We start from the raw sequence: 16,076 nt of genomic DNA on the forward strand, positions 1-16,076 counted from the left end.
CGAATGACATTTGCCGATTTTGATCGTTTATTTACAATTCAGACCTTACCACCTGAATGGAAGGTATATTTGGAGAACATTCATACATTTCTTTGACCATTAATTGGATAATCAACAGCCCTGTACAGAGTGCAATGGCAGCACCGATCAACGGCCCGTGCACCTTCGCCATTGTATGAAATGCAATGCAACTACGGAACTGCAACAACTACAACTACAACTACAACTACAACTACAACTACAACTACAATTACAACTACAACTACAGCTACAGCACTCGCCATCCGACCACCGTACCTCCATCATTCTAGCCAGCGCTCCCTTAGCCGCCCCGTCCCACTCCCTCCCCAAAACTATCAAAAAAGGCCGCCCCTAGCCTCGACGGCATTAGGGACGGCCCTTCCAACAAACTAAACAACCTTTACTTGCTCGAATCGCCTTTGCCCTCAAGCGCTGCTTTCAGCGCGTCGGCAAGGCCGCCGGAGAGTGTAACTTTGTCGCTGAATTGCTCGACCATGCGCGACTGCTGGTGCTTATTGACACGGCCGCCGCGTCCACCGCTACTGCCGCCGCCTGCTTTGTCTTCCAGCATCTCGATGACATTGCACTTGCGGCACTGCGCATACTTGCCAGCTTTGCCGGTGTGGATTTCCATCTTCTTGCGGCATTGCGGGCATCGCTTGTTCGACAATGCCGGCTCCGCCGAGCGGCGATAGCCACATTCCCGATCTTGGCAGACGAGCGATTTGCCGCGCTTGCCATTGATTTCGATCATCGGCTTGCTGCATTCCGGGCATCGCGCATGCGACAAGTTATGCGGCTTGTACTCCTTCGTCTCCTGCTTCACTTCATTCACCCAAGCGGACGCTTTCTGGCGAATGTCCGCCATGAACCGCTTCGCATCGCCTTGGCCCTTCGCGATCCGCTCCAGCTCACGCTCCCAAGTTGCCGTCAGCTCCGGGCTGCGCAGGTCATTGGCAACTAGCTCAATTAGCTGCTTGCCCTTGCCCGTCGGCACCAATCGGTTGCCCTGCCGGTCAATCGTCTGCGATGACAGCAGCTTCTCGATAATGTCTGCACGCGTCGCAGGCGTACCGAGCCCGTACTTCTCCATCTTGGTCAGCAGGCCCGCTTCATTATAACGAGCCGGTGGCTGCGTCTGCTGCTCGCGGAATCGGCTCTGCTTCACCGGCAGCTTCTGCCCCTTGGCCAGCGGCGGAAGCAACTGCCCCGAACCGCGCGAGCCGCCCGCGCTCGAACCACTCGAGGATTCCTCATCGGATCCATCATCCTCGCCACCTGCAAAATCAGCTGCCTGCACACCGCCATAAGCCTCTTTCCAGCCTGCATCCTTCAGCACATTGCCACGCGCATAGAATCGGTCATCTCCGATGCGAAGCACAACGCTCGTTTCATCATAACGGCATGGGGGCGCAAACAGCGCGAGGAATCGGCGTACGATTAACTCATGCAGCTTCCGTTCTTCCGGGCTAAGCGCGGCCAAATTCACGTATTGCTCCGTCGGGATAATCGCATGGTGATCACTTACTTTACTATCATCAACAATCCGCTTCGTCACAGGCAACGGTGAACGCAGCAGCTTCCTTGCCAGCGGCGCGTAAGGCCCTACCGCGACGCTTTCCAGCCGTCCTTTGAGCGTTGGCACCATATCGGAGGACAGATAACGCGAGTCTGTCCGCGGATAAGTAACCAGCTTATGCTGCTCATACAGCCGCTGCAGCACGTTCGACGTCTGCTTCGCCGAGAAGCCGAGCCGCTTATTCGCGTCCCGCTGCAGCTCGGTCAAATCATACGCCTGCGGATGCGGCTCGCTCCGCTCCGCTGTACGCAACTGATCCACGATTGCCTGCTTGCCCGCGCCGCTCGTCCGCGCAATAACAGCTTCCGCCTCGGCGCGCTCCCACAGCCGGCCGTCATGCCCGTCGCTGCTGCGCCATGCGGCTTGGAACTCGCCCAAATCAGCCGACACCGTCCAATACGGCTTCGGCTGAAAACCGTTGATTTCCCGCTCGCGGTCCATCATCATCGCCAAGGTCGGCGTCTGCACGCGCCCCGCCGACAGCTGCGCATTGTACTTGCTCGTCAGCGCTCGCGTCACGTTCAGCCCAACCAGCCAGTCCGCCTCAGCCCGGCATACGGCGGACGCATACAGCCGGTCATAATCCCGCCCCGGCTTAAGCGAGGCGAAGCCGTCCTTGATCGCCTTGTCTGTCTGCGACGAAATCCATAGGCGCTTGAACGGCTTTTTCCAATGCGCCAGCTCCATAATCCAGCGCGCGACAAGCTCGCCCTCGCGCCCCGCGTCGGTCGCGATAATCAGCTCGCTGATGTCGCTTCGGCGGCATAGCTGCAGCACCGCACGGAACTGTCCGGATGTTTCCTTGAGCGGCTTAAGCGTCATTTTGCCCGGCATAATTGGCAAGTCTTCAAGATTCCATGTTTTGTACTTCGGATCGTAATCCTCCGGCTCTGACAGCCCAACCAAATGGCCGAGCGCCCACGAGACGACATATTTAGGACCTTCAATGTAGCTTTTATTTTTATTCGTACAGCCCAGCACGCGCGCGATCTCTCTTGCGACGCTCGGCTTTTCCGCCAATACAAGCGATTTCATCCAATGTTCTCCCCCTGCATGCTTGATCTCTCCATTATCAGCTATGTGGTCAAATCATGTCAAAAGCCCATTCCCAGCATTTACAGCTTCACAAGCTCCCGCTATAGCACGTTTAATAGATGTAAAGGCTTACATATCGATCGCCGAAATTCATCCTAAATTTCATTCAAAGCGAGGAATCCATCATGCGAATTAAAAAATGGCGTACATACCTCATCGGGACGGCTTTGCTCAGCCTTCTAACCGCCGCTCCTATGGCTGCCTCAGCCGCCTCCTATACTGTTGGGCCTAGCGACTCGCTCTGGTCGATCTCCGTCAAATTCGATACCACGATTGCGAAGCTCAAGCAGATGAATGGCCTTACCTCCGACATGCTGCTCACCGGCCAAGTGCTGCAGGTGCCGCCCCCGTCCTACATGACTGCTTATAAAGCACAGGCTGGCGACACGATGTGGATTATCGCGAACCGGTACAGCATTCCGCTAAACAAGCTTTTGGCAGCGAATAGCCAACTGGCGGACCCGAACGTCATCTGGCAGGGCCTCGACTTGAATGTGCCCAAGCGCCCCGCGGGCTTCCGTGATGGCTTCTTTCCATTGAAAAAGGGCACCTATTCGCCGTACGGCAATACGTATGCGGATTCGCGCACTTGGTCATCCGACGGCGCTACCGTCCGCTCACATGAAGGCGTCGACATTATGGCTGCCGAGGGCACGCCGATTTACAGCGCACTTAGCGGCACCGTCGTACAAGCTGGCTGGTCCGAGCTAGGGGGCTGGCGGCTGACGATACGCGTCGATGGCACCACCGAGTTTTATTATGCGCATATGTCCCGCTACGCTCCTGGCATGGCCAAGGGGGCTGCCATCAGCAAAGGCCAGTTGATCGGCTACGTTGGCAGCACTGGCTATGGCCCTGAGGGCACGAAAGGCAAGTTCGATCCGCATTTGCATTTTGGCATCTACAAGACTAGCCCGTACGCTTCCGTCGATCCCTTCCTGTTCCTCAAATGGTGGGAGCTCGGCTAAGCGCGCTCCCCGTTCACGCCAGCCCGAAGCCTGCTATCCATCCGATGGCGGGCTTCTCTTTTTTTACAATAAAATCTATACCCCTGCCCCGCGCAATGGAGTATAATGTCGAACGGGACAACCTTTCGTTCCCCCGTTACTTGACCTTATTCCAGAAGGAGCTTTCTTTCCTATGATTCAATCGTTCAAATCCGCTTGGCTCGGCAACACGCGCGCCGATGTGCTGTCTGGCATGACCGTTGCGCTAGCGCTCATACCCGAAGCCATCGCTTTCTCCATTATCGCTGGCGTCAATCCCATGGTCGGGCTTTACGCTTCGTTCACGATTGCCATCGTCATCGCCTTCGCAGGCGGCCGGCCAGGCATGATATCCGCCGCTACCGGCGCGATGGCATTGCTCATGGTCACGCTCGTCAAAGACTACGGGCTGGAGTATTTATTCGCCACCACGATTCTAACCGGCATCATCCAATTCACGCTCGGATTGCTAAAATTCGGCCGGCTCGTCACGTTCATTCCGCAGCCCGTCATGACCGGCTTTGTTAATTCGCTCGCCATCCTCGTCTTTACCGCCCAGCTTGTGCATTTCACAGGCGCTGGATGGATCATGTACGCTTTGGTCGGCGCTGCGCTCTTTATTATTTATGGCATGCCGCGATTCACAACCGTCATTCCATCTACGCTGGCTGCAATCATTATCATTACGATCATCGCCGCCTTGTTCGGGCTCGATGTACGCACGGTCGGCGATATGGGCCACATCGTGAGCACGTTGCCGTCGTTCCATTTGCCAGATGTCGTGGTATCGTGGGACATGCTGAAGGTCATTTTCCCTTATGCCCTGTCGCTCGCCATCGTCGGCTTAACCGAATCGCTGCTGACCGCCTCGGTGCTCGATGAGATGACAGGCACGTCTAGCGATAAGAACCGCGAAGTTCGCGGACAAGGCATCGCCAACGTCGTGACCGGCTTCTTCGGCGGCATGGCCGGCTGCGCCATGATTGGCCAATCCGTCATCAACACCCGTTCGGGCGGGCGCAAAAGGCTATCGACACTCGTCGCAGGCGTCTTCCTCATCATGCTCATTATGGTGTTCCGCGGCGTCGTTGAGCATATTCCAATGGCTGCCCTTGTCGCTGTCATGTTTATGGTCTGTTTTGACACGTTTGACTGGCGCGCGCTGCGCAACCTGCACCGCGTCCCGCGTTCGGATGCGCTTGTGATGCTCATCACCGTCGGCATCGTCGTCGCAACGCATGACTTGTCCAAAGGCGTGCTCGCGGGCGTCGTGATCAGCGCCGTCGTCTTCGCTTGGCGTGCGGCGCGCATTCGCGCTGAACGGACGGTTAACCCACAGAGCGGTGTTATTTCTTACGTCATCCAAGGTCCCCTGTTCTTCGGCACGACGATGACGTTCGCCAGCTTGTTCGACTACGAGCATGACACCGCACCTGTTCGCGTCGATTTCACCAGATCCCATGTATGGGATCAATCCGCGGTTGAAGCGATTAGCAAAATGATCGCCAAATACAGCGAACGCGGCATCGCAATTGAAGTCTACGGCTTAAACGCCGAAAGCAAAGCGCTCGTCGAGCGCATCGGGCTTGGAGCAGCAGGCGGGCATTAGCCCGCCTGCTTATTTGCCTGCTGCTTTCACGCATGATTGTTTGCTCGCATGCTTGCTGCGTTCACGCTTGCATGCTTGCTGTTTGCTGCTTTGCCTGCCTGTCTCAAACTACGCTTGGGCAGAGCACTCGCCATACAGTCCACTTTTACTTATCACTTGCATCATCACCAAATATGTTGTATACTACAATGTATTGTCTATATTTAACCCCGTAGGATTCCTCTTAGAAACTATTTTTCCTGGCAAATAGCTTCTCGTTCATGCCCGTTTCCGACGCTCTGGCGAAGGTTGGTTGTTCACTCGCCTAAACACCATTCGCTGATTCACACTGGCGCGGTCTTCGGAGCCGCAAGGACGAAAGAGAGGTAGGGCTTTCGTTGTTTTAGTTATTGCTTTGCTGAAGCATAGCGAAACAGGCACGACTACATGTTTAACATCATAGAAACCGGGGAATCATTGCGCGTCGTCTGCGCACCGGTTAAATATAGCTACACTAAACGGCACCCGAGAGGGTGCCGTTGTCCATTTTACGGCGCTATAGGTTCGCCCGCAATCAAAAATGTTTATACTATCGTTATCGACTAATCTTAGCTGCTCCTTGCCAGCCATTGCAGATCATACAATGATCTCGGATCGCCACCTCACAGTTGATTATCCTGATTGCAGTTCGTGCAATGAGATCCGAATGAAAAGGATCTAATTAGCCTTAAGAGAGGAAAAATAGGTTTTCGCATTGTAAAGAATGCAATGAAAGCTTCAAATTCCTTCAATTCCGCCTTTCCCATTGTATAAAATACAATGAAGCATAAAAAGCCGTCCCAAGCCATAATCGCTTGGGACAGCTCCCTTTCATCCAACAAAATTATTGCTGCTGCTCGTTCGGCTCCGGCTTCAGCACTTTGCTGCTGCGGCCGTCTACGCCGATTGGCACATCGCCTGCAAGCGTTACGCGGCGCACAACGCGATGCTGTTGGCCATAGTCATTCACTGCGTAGTGCTGTGTTGCGCGGTTATCCCAGATCGCAACGTCGCCTTCCGCCCAGCGCCAGCGCACCGTATTTTCCAAACGCGTTACGTGCTCTTGCAGGATGTGGAACAACCGCTCGGAGTCCGGCGAACGGAAGCCGACGAACCGTTTCACGAAGTGGCCAAGCAGCAGATGGCGCTCGCCTGTCTCTGGATGGACGCGTACGACTGGATGCTCCGTTTCGTACACCGTCGATTCGAAAATCGCTTTGCTTTTCTTCGCATCCTCTTCGGACACTTCCTTGCGGATCGCCGTTGCATAATCGTATGCATTCGTATGAACCGCTCGCAGATTATCAGCGAGATCACGAAGCTCCTGCGGCAGGTCTTCGTAAGCGGATGCCGTATTCGCCCATACCGTGTCGCCGCCTGCGGCTGGAATGACAACACCACGCAAGATTGACGCTTTCGGGTAAGCGTCCACGAACGTTACGTCCGTGTGCCACGAGTTGGCGCGGCCGCCATGATAGGAGTTTAGTTCGAGGATAGAGCTGGAGCCTTCTTTAACAGGCACTGTCGGATGCGCATACAGCTCACCTAGCAGCTTCGCGAAACGCTCCTGCTCTTCGTCGTCAAGATGCTGTTGACCGCGGAAGAACAACACTTTATGCTGCAGCAGCGCCTGCTGAATCGCTTCGACATCTTCACGGTCCAGATCGCCCGACAACCGCAACCCTTTTACCTCTGCACCGATTCGTCCTGCTACCGGCACTACTTCCAATTGGACCTGTTGGTTCTGCGTCAATTCACTCATCTTGATTCCTCCTAATAGTTTGGTTTAGTGGTGATGCAATTTATTTCAAAGCTTCTGTGACGAACGAATCGCTCACAGCGTCTTTGAATACAAAGGAATGCTTGATGTACTTGCTTTCCAAGAGAATGTCAACCGTCGCCTGCTGCGCATCAAGCGCTTGCTGCGTATACGGGGACAGGATCGGCTCGCTGCGATCAAGAATTTGCTTGATCACATCTGCTGGGATTTTGGTCTGCTCTTCGAAAATCTTAGCCGACTCATCCTTATGCGCAAGCTCGTAATCCGACGCTTGTTTGTACACCTTCAGAAACTCCACGACGATCTCAGGATGCTTCTTGGCAAAATCAGTTTGGGCAATGAGGGAACCTGGCGAAAGCACTTCTGTGTCTACCGGAATTGCGCGAGCTTTCCCTTTGTTCAAGTTGAGCGTCACATAAGGGTCCCAAACAATCCATGCATCGAGCTGGCCGCTCTCAAATGCCGCTTGCGCATCATCCGCTTGCAGATTGATCAGGTTCACGTCTGACTGCTTCAAGCCAATCTCCTTCAGCACTTTGATCAAGTACACGTTGGCGACCGTGCCCTTCGCGAGCCCTACCTTCTTGCCCTTCAAATCCTCTAGCTTCTGAATGGAAGAATCCTTCGGCACGAGAATCGTGCTATTCGATTTCCCTAGCGAGTTGAGGCCAATAATTTGAAACGGCAGCTTATTGGACAATCCTGTAATTGCCGCGCCATCGCCAAGGAACGATAAATCCACCCGTCCGGCTACAAGCGCTTCAAGCAGCGGTGGACCGCTCGGGAACTTGCTCCATACGACTTCTGCATTCAGCTTTTTGAACGCTTCCTCGTATAGCTTCTTCTCCCTCGCCACCGTCAGCGCGTTAATGCCGCCGTTGATCGCGATGTTGACTTTAATGGTGTCGCCGTTAGATTCAGCCGCCGAAGCGCTAGTCGTGCTGCTATCTTTGCTTTTGTCTCCGCAGCCTGCCAGCACCGTTGCGACGAGCGATGTGAGTATGAGTACGAATCCGGCTTTTTTCTTCCAGTTAATGTTGGCCATTGCGAAAACCCCCTTTTTATATGTAAGAACAAATAAATTTAGTAAGGCCGATCTCCCACGATGGAGATACGCTCTGCTACGCGGCGATGCGGGAAGTAATCCGATACGGCGTAGTGCTGCGTTGCGCGATTATCCCAGAACGCGATCGAATTTTTCTCCCAATGGAAGCGAACTTGATACTCTGGCGTCTTCGCTTGGTCGAACAGGTATTGCAGCAGCTCTTCACTTTCTTGCGGCTCCAGCCCCACGATGCGAATCGTGAACGCGCCATTGACGAACAGCGTCTTGCGTCCCGTCTCTGGATGGATGCGAACGACCGGATGCTCGGCAGCCGGGAATTCAACTTGCTTCACAGCCAATAACTCTGGCGACAGTGCGCGTCCGAAGCTCGGCGTGAAGTCGTGAATGGCGGTCAAGCCATCGATCCGCTCTTTCACCGCTTCCGGCAAATTATCATAAGCAGCAGCCATATCCGACCAGATCGTATCGCCGCCTAATGGCGGAACCTCCGTCAAGCGAAGCACCGAGCCTAGCGCTGGATCAAGCCGCCACGTTACGTCGGTGTGCCAGATGTTTTCCATGCCCGTCACTTTCTCATCCTTAGCGAATCGCGTCACTTCCTCCGCACTTCCTTGCGGCAGGAACGGATGCTTCTCCAGCTCGCCCCACAGCTTCGCGAATGCCAAATGCTGCTCGCTCGTAATGTCTTGGTTGCGGAAGAACAGCACCTTGTATTCGAGGAAAGCGCGGTGCAGCTCCTTCTTTAGCTCCGCCCCAACCGGCTGGCTCAGGTCAACGCCTTCGATCTCTGCGCCGATGATAGGCCCAAGCGGCTTCACCGTGAACAGCGTGTACGGCTGGTTTTCCTCACCTTCCACCCATTTCGTCAGGGAGCGTGCTCCGCTATGGAATGCCCGTTTGGGCGAGTAGCTGCGGGAAAGATAATCGTTTGTTTGGTTTTGCGTTTGTGTTTGGTAGCTCATTAGTTCAACACTCCTCATTGGTTAGTTAACTTAACACACCTGTTTAGTCGGGATTAATGGGTAAAAAAAAGATTTACTCTATTCAGCGCGTTGACATTCCGCCATTCGAACGCTGATTATCGTAAATCTCTGGTGATCCAGTCGATTTGAAATATTCGGTTTAGTGCGTCTTGCATTGGCTCATTCCGTCGTGCCGTTGCTTGATGTGCTACATCGTACCAGTTGTGCCTGCTGCCTGTCAACCCTTATTTTTCAAATAATTTCCGCTTCCAATTATAGTTGTGGATGAATTGTGAAATTAATCACAAGCCCTTGCCAAACCGTCTCCAATTGCATATGATAAGAGCAACAAGAGGTTGTGAAATAAATCACATAGTAGATTGTGAAATTAATCACATCACTCCCCACTCGAAACCATTTAGGAGGAATTCCCTATGAAAATCGCTGTTATCGGATGCACACATGCAGGCACGGCTGCCGTTACCCAAATGGCCCAACTCTATCCCGAAGCCCAAATTACGGTCTATGAACGGAATGACAACGTATCGTTCCTATCGTGCGGCATTGCCCTTCATGTCGGCGGCGTCGTAAAGGATGTACAGAAGCTATTCTATGCATCGCCCCAGCAGCTAACGGACATGGGCGTACAAATGAACATGCGGCATGACGTGCTTGAGGTCAATGCTGATGAACATATGATCCATGTTCGGGATCTGGAGACTGGCATCGCAAGGGTCGACACCTACGATAAGCTTGTCGTGACGACCGGCTCGTGGCCGATCATTCCGAAGCTCGGCGGCATGGACCTCGACAATATTCAGTTATGCAAAAACTACGGCCATGCACAAACCATTATCGACAAAGCTCGACATGCAGATCGTGTGACCGTTATCGGTGCAGGTTATATCGGCATCGAGCTTGTAGAGGCATTCGAGGAGCTTGGCAAACAAGTTACCCTCATCGACAACATGGACCGCATTCTGTTCAAATATCTCGACCGCACGTTTACTGACGGCATTGAAAATGAGCTAGAATCGCGCCATATCAAGCTTCAACTTGGCCAGACGGTAACTGGTTTTGAAGGCGAAGACGGCAAAGTCAGCAAAGTCATTACGACAGCAGGCGAATATGAAACCGACCTCGTTGTGCTCTGCATCGGCTTCCGCCCGAACACGGAACTGCTCAAAGGCCAAGTGGAAATGTTGTCGAATGGCGCGATTATTGTCGACGAATATATGCGTACGAGCCACCCAGATGTGCTGGCCGCAGGCGACAGCTGCGCAGTCATGTTCAATCCAACACACAAGCACGCTTACATCCCACTGGCGACGAATGCGGTGCGAATGGGCACGCTAGTAGCGCGCAATTTGATCATACCGACTGTTCGCTACCTCGGCACGCAAGGCACGTCGGGCATCAAAATTTATGACTACAACATCGCTTCGACCGGCATGACCGAGCAAGCGGCAATCGATGCGGGCATGATTGTGAAAAATGTCACAATTGAAGAAAACTATCGGCCAGAGTTTATGCCAACCTATGAAAAAGCGCTGCTGAAGGTCGTCTATGAAGCCGATACCGGCCGCATTCTAGGGGCACAGGTCATGTCGAAGGCTGACCTGACGCAAGCGATCAATACGATGTCGGTCTGCATCCAAAACGGCATGACGATGGATGAGCTCAGCTTCGTCGACTTCTTCTTCCAGCCGCATTACAACAAGCCATGGAATCTGCTGAACCAGGCTGGGTTGCAGGCGATGTAGGGCAGGGATAAGGTCTGTATATATTCGATTTGATATGAACGAAGCATCCTGTGCCTCAGAATGCTTCGTTTTTTTGGTCATTTGGACAAATCTTATGCAGTATCGATCTAACAAAAAGGTAGTATTACAACTTTGTTGAATATTGTTATATCCAAGATTCAACAATGAGGAGACGAAATTATGCAAGGTTACAATGTCCTAATGATCTACAATAAAAACATGGATCGGTTGCTAATGTGTAAACGATTAAAGAACCCTTATAAAGGGTTAAGCAATCTCGTTGGCGGTAAAATCGAAATTGGTGAAACCGGGATGGACGCTGCTTACAGAGAACTTCTTGAAGAAACGAACATTTCAAAGGGAGATATCATCTTGCATCACCTAATGGATTTCAAATATTATCTGCAACATTGCTATGTTGAGGTTTATGCAGGCAAACTCAAACATGATGTAATAGTCTCAGGTGATGAGAATCAATTATACTGGTCTGATTTGAATCAGGATTTTTTTGATATGGCCTTATTTGCGGGTGAAGGCAATATTGGACATATGATTGAACAAGTAAAGATGAGCAAAATCATTTTCTGATGAGACACTTCTCGCTCAAGAGTAATAAGGGTTTCTAAATCACCGCATTTTGAAGCAAAACGGCACCTAAGACGGTACCGTTTTTTGCACTTATTTCTTTTTTCCAGTTTCATGAAATCGTGCCATCTGTACACCTCTCAAATCCACAATCCGCCCCTCAACCCCCGCCCTAACTCGTCCGATCTTGCCTAGGTAGCCGCTTATCACCTCATAATCCAACAGCTCCAGCTTATACCGCCGTCCGGCGTCGCTCGCCCGCTTCATGGATGTGTAGAAATCTCCTCCTCTCGCCATGAATGTATTCGTCGCAACGACATACAGCGCATCCGGCTTAATATTTGAATAAGAACCGTCCTCACGGAGCAGCTGTACTTTCACGATACGATGTCCCGCTTCCCGAATATGGGTCACGGCGTCCACCCGCTCCCCTTGCTTCGACGAATCATAGTAGAATCGCATGCCCGCAACCTGTGGGAACCTTCCTTCCCTTTGCTCTACGCCGCTCACTCCGTTCTCAAGGGCAGCGATGATTTCGTCGCCTGTCATTTTAAGCGCTGTTATCTTGTTGCTAAAGGGCATTACCATTAGCAGATTTCCAAGCGTAATCGGTCCACGGCGGATCGAAGCACGAATGTTGCCGCTATTCTGGATAGCGATGTAACCTTCGGCATCTGGTTCATGAACAAGGCTTTTTATTTTATCCAGCATGCCGTCTGCGATCAAATTACCTAAGTTCGTCTCCCGTGTGCGTACATGTGCATGCTCACCGTCGAGCGTTACTTTCGTATTACCGACAACCATCCCCTTGACTTGCTCCAACGCCATAGCAAAATCTTTCAGCTTAGCCGCCGATGCAGGCTCCCCCGGCCATAATGGCGTACCGTCTGGCTTGGTCTCATCGAGTGCGATCAGCTTTCCACTCCAATTCGTCACTACCCCTAAGCCATTGAATTGAACATCCAGCTGCCCGAGATCTGTGCCATGCTCGCCAGCCTGCACGATAAGCGTAGGCTCACGATCCGCGTGCCGAACAGCTGGAGCCGCCAACCTCGTATGGGAGTGCCCGCCTACGATAATATCGATGCCGGGAACCGTGTCGGCAAGCTTTTGATCAGCCGCTAGTCCATGATGGGTTAAGGCAATAATCTTATTCACGCCTATCGCTTGCAACGCCGCAACTGCATGACGGGCGGCCTCCATTGCCTCTCGAAACACGAGATGCTGGCCTGGAGAGGAGAGCGCTGCCGCTTCTGGCGTTGTAAGGCCGATGATGCCTACCCGCTCACCATTGATCACGCGGATGATAGACGGATAGATATGCCCCGGTTCCCCTTGCGCGCCTGCTCGATCTACAAGCAACGGGCCTAGATTAGGGTCATCCTTGTACGTAATATTTGCGCTAACGAACGGAAAAGACGCACCTTGAATAAACGGTCGCAACGTCCCCGTCCCTCGGTCGAACTCATGATTGCCGAACGTCATCCCATCATACCCGGCAGCGTTCATGAACCATAAATCCGCCAACCCTTCATACTGTGTAAAATACGGCGTGCCCGCGAACACATCACCTGCATCCAGCAGCAGCGTATTGGGCGTTCGTAACTGCTTAATTGCGGTTATGCGACGGGCGATCAGGTCCAGATGCGCGTGGGTGTCGTTGGTGTGCAGGATGCGGAGTTGAAAATCGTCTTTGGTCCCGGCTGCTTGGGTTCCTCTAGCCTTCTCAGCTCCGGCAACACCGCTCTCAGCGTCTGTGCTCATTTTTGTAAGCAATACAATAAGGATCATTACGATGGCAAACTTGTAGATGCTGCTGCGTCCCGACCGTGATTTCAAAGCCAGCTCCCCTCCCGATACGTTTGTTTTTACAGCTTTCCCCAAAAGCAGGGACAGCGATGTATTCGGGGCAAGTTGTGTCTCAGTCAGGATGACGAATGAACGTCTTGAACTTGCGAACATTATGGATTAGAGATCAACAAAGAAAGGTTGCCTCGACATAAAAATGATCATGCTTGCTTGGATTCTTACAACGCTATGGCTTGCCCCTCCCTTAACCGCAGAAGCTGTAGCTGCAGAACCAGTCATTTTAGAGATACACACCAATTATCCATCCTCAAATAACTGGCATACCCTCCCACGCCAAGGTGAGTTTAAAGTTTCGGCTCGGGCGGCAGCCACGAAGGAGATCATGTTCTGGTACGTACCTGGGGGCAGCGGAACCTGGAATGAACGGAGGTGGCTAGCAACCGTGGAGGCTAAGCTCCCGAACGACGAGTATTTTGCGCTGCAGTGGAAATATAACGAAGTGATTCATGGGCATCTTGCTATCCAATGTTTCGGATATGACGGACAGATGGCTATTAATCATTTGAACATTTCCAATACTAATTAGTCGCGTATTAGACAATAAAAAAAAGGACCGTTAAGGGAATTCCTCAACGGTCTGTTCACACACTATTTATTACTTCTCAATCCCGCCATAGAAAGCCAAATAGTTCGCCATCTGCCCACTCCAGTAAGCGTCGTCATGTTTGCCGCCCGGGATGAGGTGGAACTCGTATTCCCTCGTTTTGCGGCCACTCAAAATTTCGTTAAGTTTGCCCGTTGCAGCCTTAAAGTCATCTAGGTCACCGCAATCCAAGTAGACGCTCGTCTGGCTTAGCTTCGCCGTAGCTGCCAAACGAAGCGGATCCTTCGCGTTACGTTGCGTTTCATTCGGATACATCCAGTCAAACAGCGGCTTCCACATGTCGTCTTGGAAGACGGCCGGCGCGTGCCCTCCGATTTTGCTGAAGAGCTGCGTGTTGCGGAATCCGATATGAAGCGCGGCGTATCCGCCCATCGAGGTACCGCCAATATAGCGGCTGTTACGCGATTTATTGGACTTGAAATGGCTATCGATGTACCCAACAACGTCTTGCGTAATGTAATCCTCGTAACGTCCTTCATACCAGGCGCCTGGATCGGTTGGATCGCCAAGCCATATTTTTTTCACATCCGCAGCGTTCATGCCCCAACTGTTATCGATCTCTGGCGCTACGATAATCATCGGTTCGATCTTGCCTGCTGCGATCAACGTATCCGCCTGCTCCGTAATATGAAGCGCTTGGAACCAATGGTCCTCATTCAGCTTGTACGCATGAAGCACGTAAAGCACAGGGTACTTCTCCTTCGCCTCATAATCCGGCGGCAAGTAGACGTTCATCCGCATATTTTGGCGTAACGCCTCGCTGTAGAACGAGACTTTCATCGTCGACGAAGCCGAATGTTTCACGTTCTCCTTCTCCTGCTTCGCCTCTGCGAATACGCTTTGTTGCATGAGCAGGAACAACGATATGACGACGAACAGCAGCTTTCTAACTTTCATCATAGATCCCTCCAATGGATAAGTGCTTTTCTTTCTGCTCATCCAGCTTATCGCAATGGAGGGGTCCCTTTTAATGGCGGATCGGCAACGAGTTCCTGCAAATCTACAATTTCATCAACGATTAAATCGGCATTTCACCGACATATTCGGATTGCGGACGATAAATTCGATTGTTTTGGGACTGTTCGAGAATATGAGCGGTCCATCCTACTAAACGGCTGGAAGTGAATGTTGGAGTAAACAGAGTTGATGGCATTTCGACCGACCGTAATACTGCAGCTGCAAAAAATTCTACATTCGTATACAATCGCCTTCCTGGTTTGTACTCATCCAGTATTTTTATCGCAAGCTCTTCAACATAAACGGCCAAATCTAGCCACGGGTCTTCCGAAGCAAGCCTGCTGGTTACCGTTTTGAGCGCTTCCGCTCTAGGGTCCCTAGTCTTATAAATACGATGGCCAAAGCCCATTAAACGGTTTCCCTTCCCAAGATGCTCCCTCATCCATTGTTCAGCATTTTCTTTTGAACCAATCCCATCAAGCATAGCCATGACTTCAGAAGGCGCTCCGCCGTGAAGCGGCCCTTTCATCGCTCCAATTGCGGCACAAATCGCGGAAACGATATCGCTCTGCGTTGATACAACGACCCTTGAAGAGAAGGTCGAAGCATTCATGCCATGTTCCATAGTCAAAATAGCATAGGCATTCATTGCTGCGACATGCGCTTCCTGGGGGATCTCGCCTTTGAGCATATATAAATAATTCGCAACATGATTCAAATCAGGATGAGGCTCAATAAATTCCACGCCCCTGTTCCTGCGGTTAAGGTTTGCTATTAGGGTTGGGGCAATTGCCGTTATTCGGATTGCGTCATCAACTGTCGGAGGCCATGCCGTGAAGGTATGGCTCATGCTCGAAATCACCGTTCGTAATGCACTCATCACATCCAACTGTAACGGAAGGCTCTCCAATACCTTTTTCTCATCTGCTCCAAGCACACGATATTTTTTGAATTTCGTTATAAACGCCTCGTATTCATTGGCGCTCGGAAATCTTCCGTACCACAGCAAATATGCTACTTCTTCAAAAGAGTTGTTTACAGCCAAATCCTTCGCCCAATGCCCTCTGTAGATCAACATGCCCTGTTGCCCATCCACTAAGCTAATTGCGGTCTCTGCAGCCACAACACCTTCTAATCCAGGAAACTGAACCATGTCAATACCTCCGCTTCTCATTAAATATA

At 51.9% G+C, this 16,076-nt stretch carries 12 protein-coding genes; 5 read left to right on the forward strand and 7 right to left on the reverse strand.

Annotated features, from left to right (window positions below; all coding sequences use genetic code 11):
- Nucleotides 1-421: 421 nt before the first annotated feature.
- Nucleotides 422-2,635 carry a DNA topoisomerase III gene (locus tag GON22_RS02685; RefSeq protein WP_160394593.1) on the reverse strand — a complete coding sequence of 738 codons (2,214 nt, stop codon included), beginning with the start codon at nt 2,633-2,635 and terminating at the stop codon, nt 422-424.
- A 185-nt stretch (nt 2,636-2,820) separates the two neighbouring features.
- On the opposite strand from GON22_RS02685, the gene GON22_RS02690 reads away from it, so the two are divergent.
- Both GON22_RS02690 and GON22_RS02695 read left to right on the forward strand, forming a co-directional pair.
- Nucleotides 2,821-3,663: a M23 family metallopeptidase gene (locus GON22_RS02690; protein WP_160394594.1), complete on the forward strand. Its 843-nt coding sequence runs from the start codon at nt 2,821-2,823 to the stop codon at nt 3,661-3,663.
- Between the two features lie 172 nt (nt 3,664-3,835).
- Nucleotides 3,836-5,290 (forward strand): SulP family inorganic anion transporter, encoded by a 1,455-nt coding sequence (locus tag GON22_RS02695; RefSeq protein WP_160394595.1) that lies wholly within the window; start codon nt 3,836-3,838, stop codon nt 5,288-5,290.
- Between the two features lie 862 nt (nt 5,291-6,152).
- Here the strand turns inward: GON22_RS02695 and GON22_RS02700 are convergent.
- From GON22_RS02700 to GON22_RS02710, 3 genes are read right to left on the reverse strand one after another with little or no spacing between them, the layout of a single operon-like run.
- On the reverse strand, nt 6,153-7,070 hold the full coding sequence (locus GON22_RS02700) for a TauD/TfdA dioxygenase family protein (protein WP_160394596.1): 918 nt from the start codon (nt 7,068-7,070) through the stop codon (nt 6,153-6,155).
- A 40-nt stretch (nt 7,071-7,110) separates the two neighbouring features.
- Nucleotides 7,111-8,133 (reverse strand): aliphatic sulfonate ABC transporter substrate-binding protein, encoded by a 1,023-nt coding sequence (locus tag GON22_RS02705; RefSeq protein WP_160394597.1) that lies wholly within the window; start codon nt 8,131-8,133, stop codon nt 7,111-7,113.
- Nucleotides 8,134-8,171: 38 nt separating this feature from the next.
- Entirely contained in the window at nt 8,172-9,116 is a 945-nt protein-coding gene (locus GON22_RS02710; RefSeq protein WP_160394598.1) for a TauD/TfdA dioxygenase family protein, read from the reverse strand.
- A 434-nt stretch (nt 9,117-9,550) separates the two neighbouring features.
- Between GON22_RS02710 and GON22_RS02715 the strand changes: the two genes are divergently transcribed.
- Together GON22_RS02715 and GON22_RS02720 are read left to right on the forward strand one after the other, a co-directional pair.
- Nucleotides 9,551-10,879: an FAD-dependent oxidoreductase gene (locus GON22_RS02715; RefSeq protein WP_160394599.1), complete on the forward strand. Its 1,329-nt coding sequence runs from the start codon at nt 9,551-9,553 to the stop codon at nt 10,877-10,879.
- Between the two features lie 180 nt (nt 10,880-11,059).
- Nucleotides 11,060-11,467: an NUDIX hydrolase gene (locus tag GON22_RS02720; protein WP_160394600.1), complete on the forward strand. Its 408-nt coding sequence runs from the start codon at nt 11,060-11,062 to the stop codon at nt 11,465-11,467.
- Nucleotides 11,468-11,557: 90 nt separating this feature from the next.
- Here GON22_RS02720 and GON22_RS02725 read toward each other — a convergent pair whose 3' ends face one another.
- Nucleotides 11,558-13,303 (reverse strand): bifunctional metallophosphatase/5'-nucleotidase, encoded by a 1,746-nt coding sequence (locus tag GON22_RS02725; protein ID WP_237178984.1) that lies wholly within the window; start codon nt 13,301-13,303, stop codon nt 11,558-11,560.
- A gap of 412 nt (nt 13,304-13,715) precedes the next feature.
- Between GON22_RS02725 and GON22_RS02730 the strand changes: the two genes are divergently transcribed.
- Nucleotides 13,716-13,859, forward strand: a complete 144-nt coding sequence (locus tag GON22_RS02730; RefSeq protein WP_160394601.1) for a hypothetical protein — start codon at nt 13,716-13,718, stop codon at nt 13,857-13,859.
- Between the two features lie 69 nt (nt 13,860-13,928).
- Here the strand turns inward: GON22_RS02730 and GON22_RS02735 are convergent, their stop codons facing one another.
- Together GON22_RS02735 and GON22_RS02740 are read right to left on the reverse strand one after the other, a co-directional pair.
- Nucleotides 13,929-14,837, reverse strand: a complete 909-nt coding sequence (locus GON22_RS02735; protein WP_160394602.1) for an alpha/beta hydrolase — start codon at nt 14,835-14,837, stop codon at nt 13,929-13,931.
- Nucleotides 14,838-14,955: 118 nt separating this feature from the next.
- Nucleotides 14,956-16,047, reverse strand: a complete 1,092-nt coding sequence (locus tag GON22_RS02740; protein WP_160394603.1) for a citrate synthase/methylcitrate synthase — start codon at nt 16,045-16,047, stop codon at nt 14,956-14,958.
- Nucleotides 16,048-16,076 lie beyond the last annotated feature (29 nt).

This window comes from Paenibacillus sp. MMS18-CY102, assembly GCF_009789195.1.
Lineage (GTDB): Bacteria > Bacillota > Bacilli > Paenibacillales > Paenibacillaceae > Paenibacillus_T.

Coding starts and splice junctions, on each gene's coding strand:
- GON22_RS02685 (WP_160394593.1), bottom strand. CDS start 2,635: ATGAAATCGCTTGTATTGGCGGAAAAGCCGAGCGTCGCAAGAGAGATC.
- GON22_RS02690 (WP_160394594.1), top strand. CDS start 2,821: ATGCGAATTAAAAAATGGCGTACATACCTCATCGGGACGGCTTTGCTC.
- GON22_RS02695 (WP_160394595.1), top strand. CDS start 3,836: ATGATTCAATCGTTCAAATCCGCTTGGCTCGGCAACACGCGCGCCGAT.
- GON22_RS02700 (WP_160394596.1), bottom strand. CDS start 7,070: ATGAGTGAATTGACGCAGAACCAACAGGTCCAATTGGAAGTAGTGCCG.
- GON22_RS02705 (WP_160394597.1), bottom strand. CDS start 8,133: ATGGCCAACATTAACTGGAAGAAAAAAGCCGGATTCGTACTCATACTC.
- GON22_RS02710 (WP_160394598.1), bottom strand. CDS start 9,116: ATGAGCTACCAAACACAAACGCAAAACCAAACAAACGATTATCTTTCC.
- GON22_RS02715 (WP_160394599.1), top strand. CDS start 9,551: ATGAAAATCGCTGTTATCGGATGCACACATGCAGGCACGGCTGCCGTT.
- GON22_RS02720 (WP_160394600.1), top strand. CDS start 11,060: ATGCAAGGTTACAATGTCCTAATGATCTACAATAAAAACATGGATCGG.
- GON22_RS02735 (WP_160394602.1), bottom strand. CDS start 14,837: ATGATGAAAGTTAGAAAGCTGCTGTTCGTCGTCATATCGTTGTTCCTG.
- GON22_RS02740 (WP_160394603.1), bottom strand. CDS start 16,047: ATGGTTCAGTTTCCTGGATTAGAAGGTGTTGTGGCTGCAGAGACCGCA.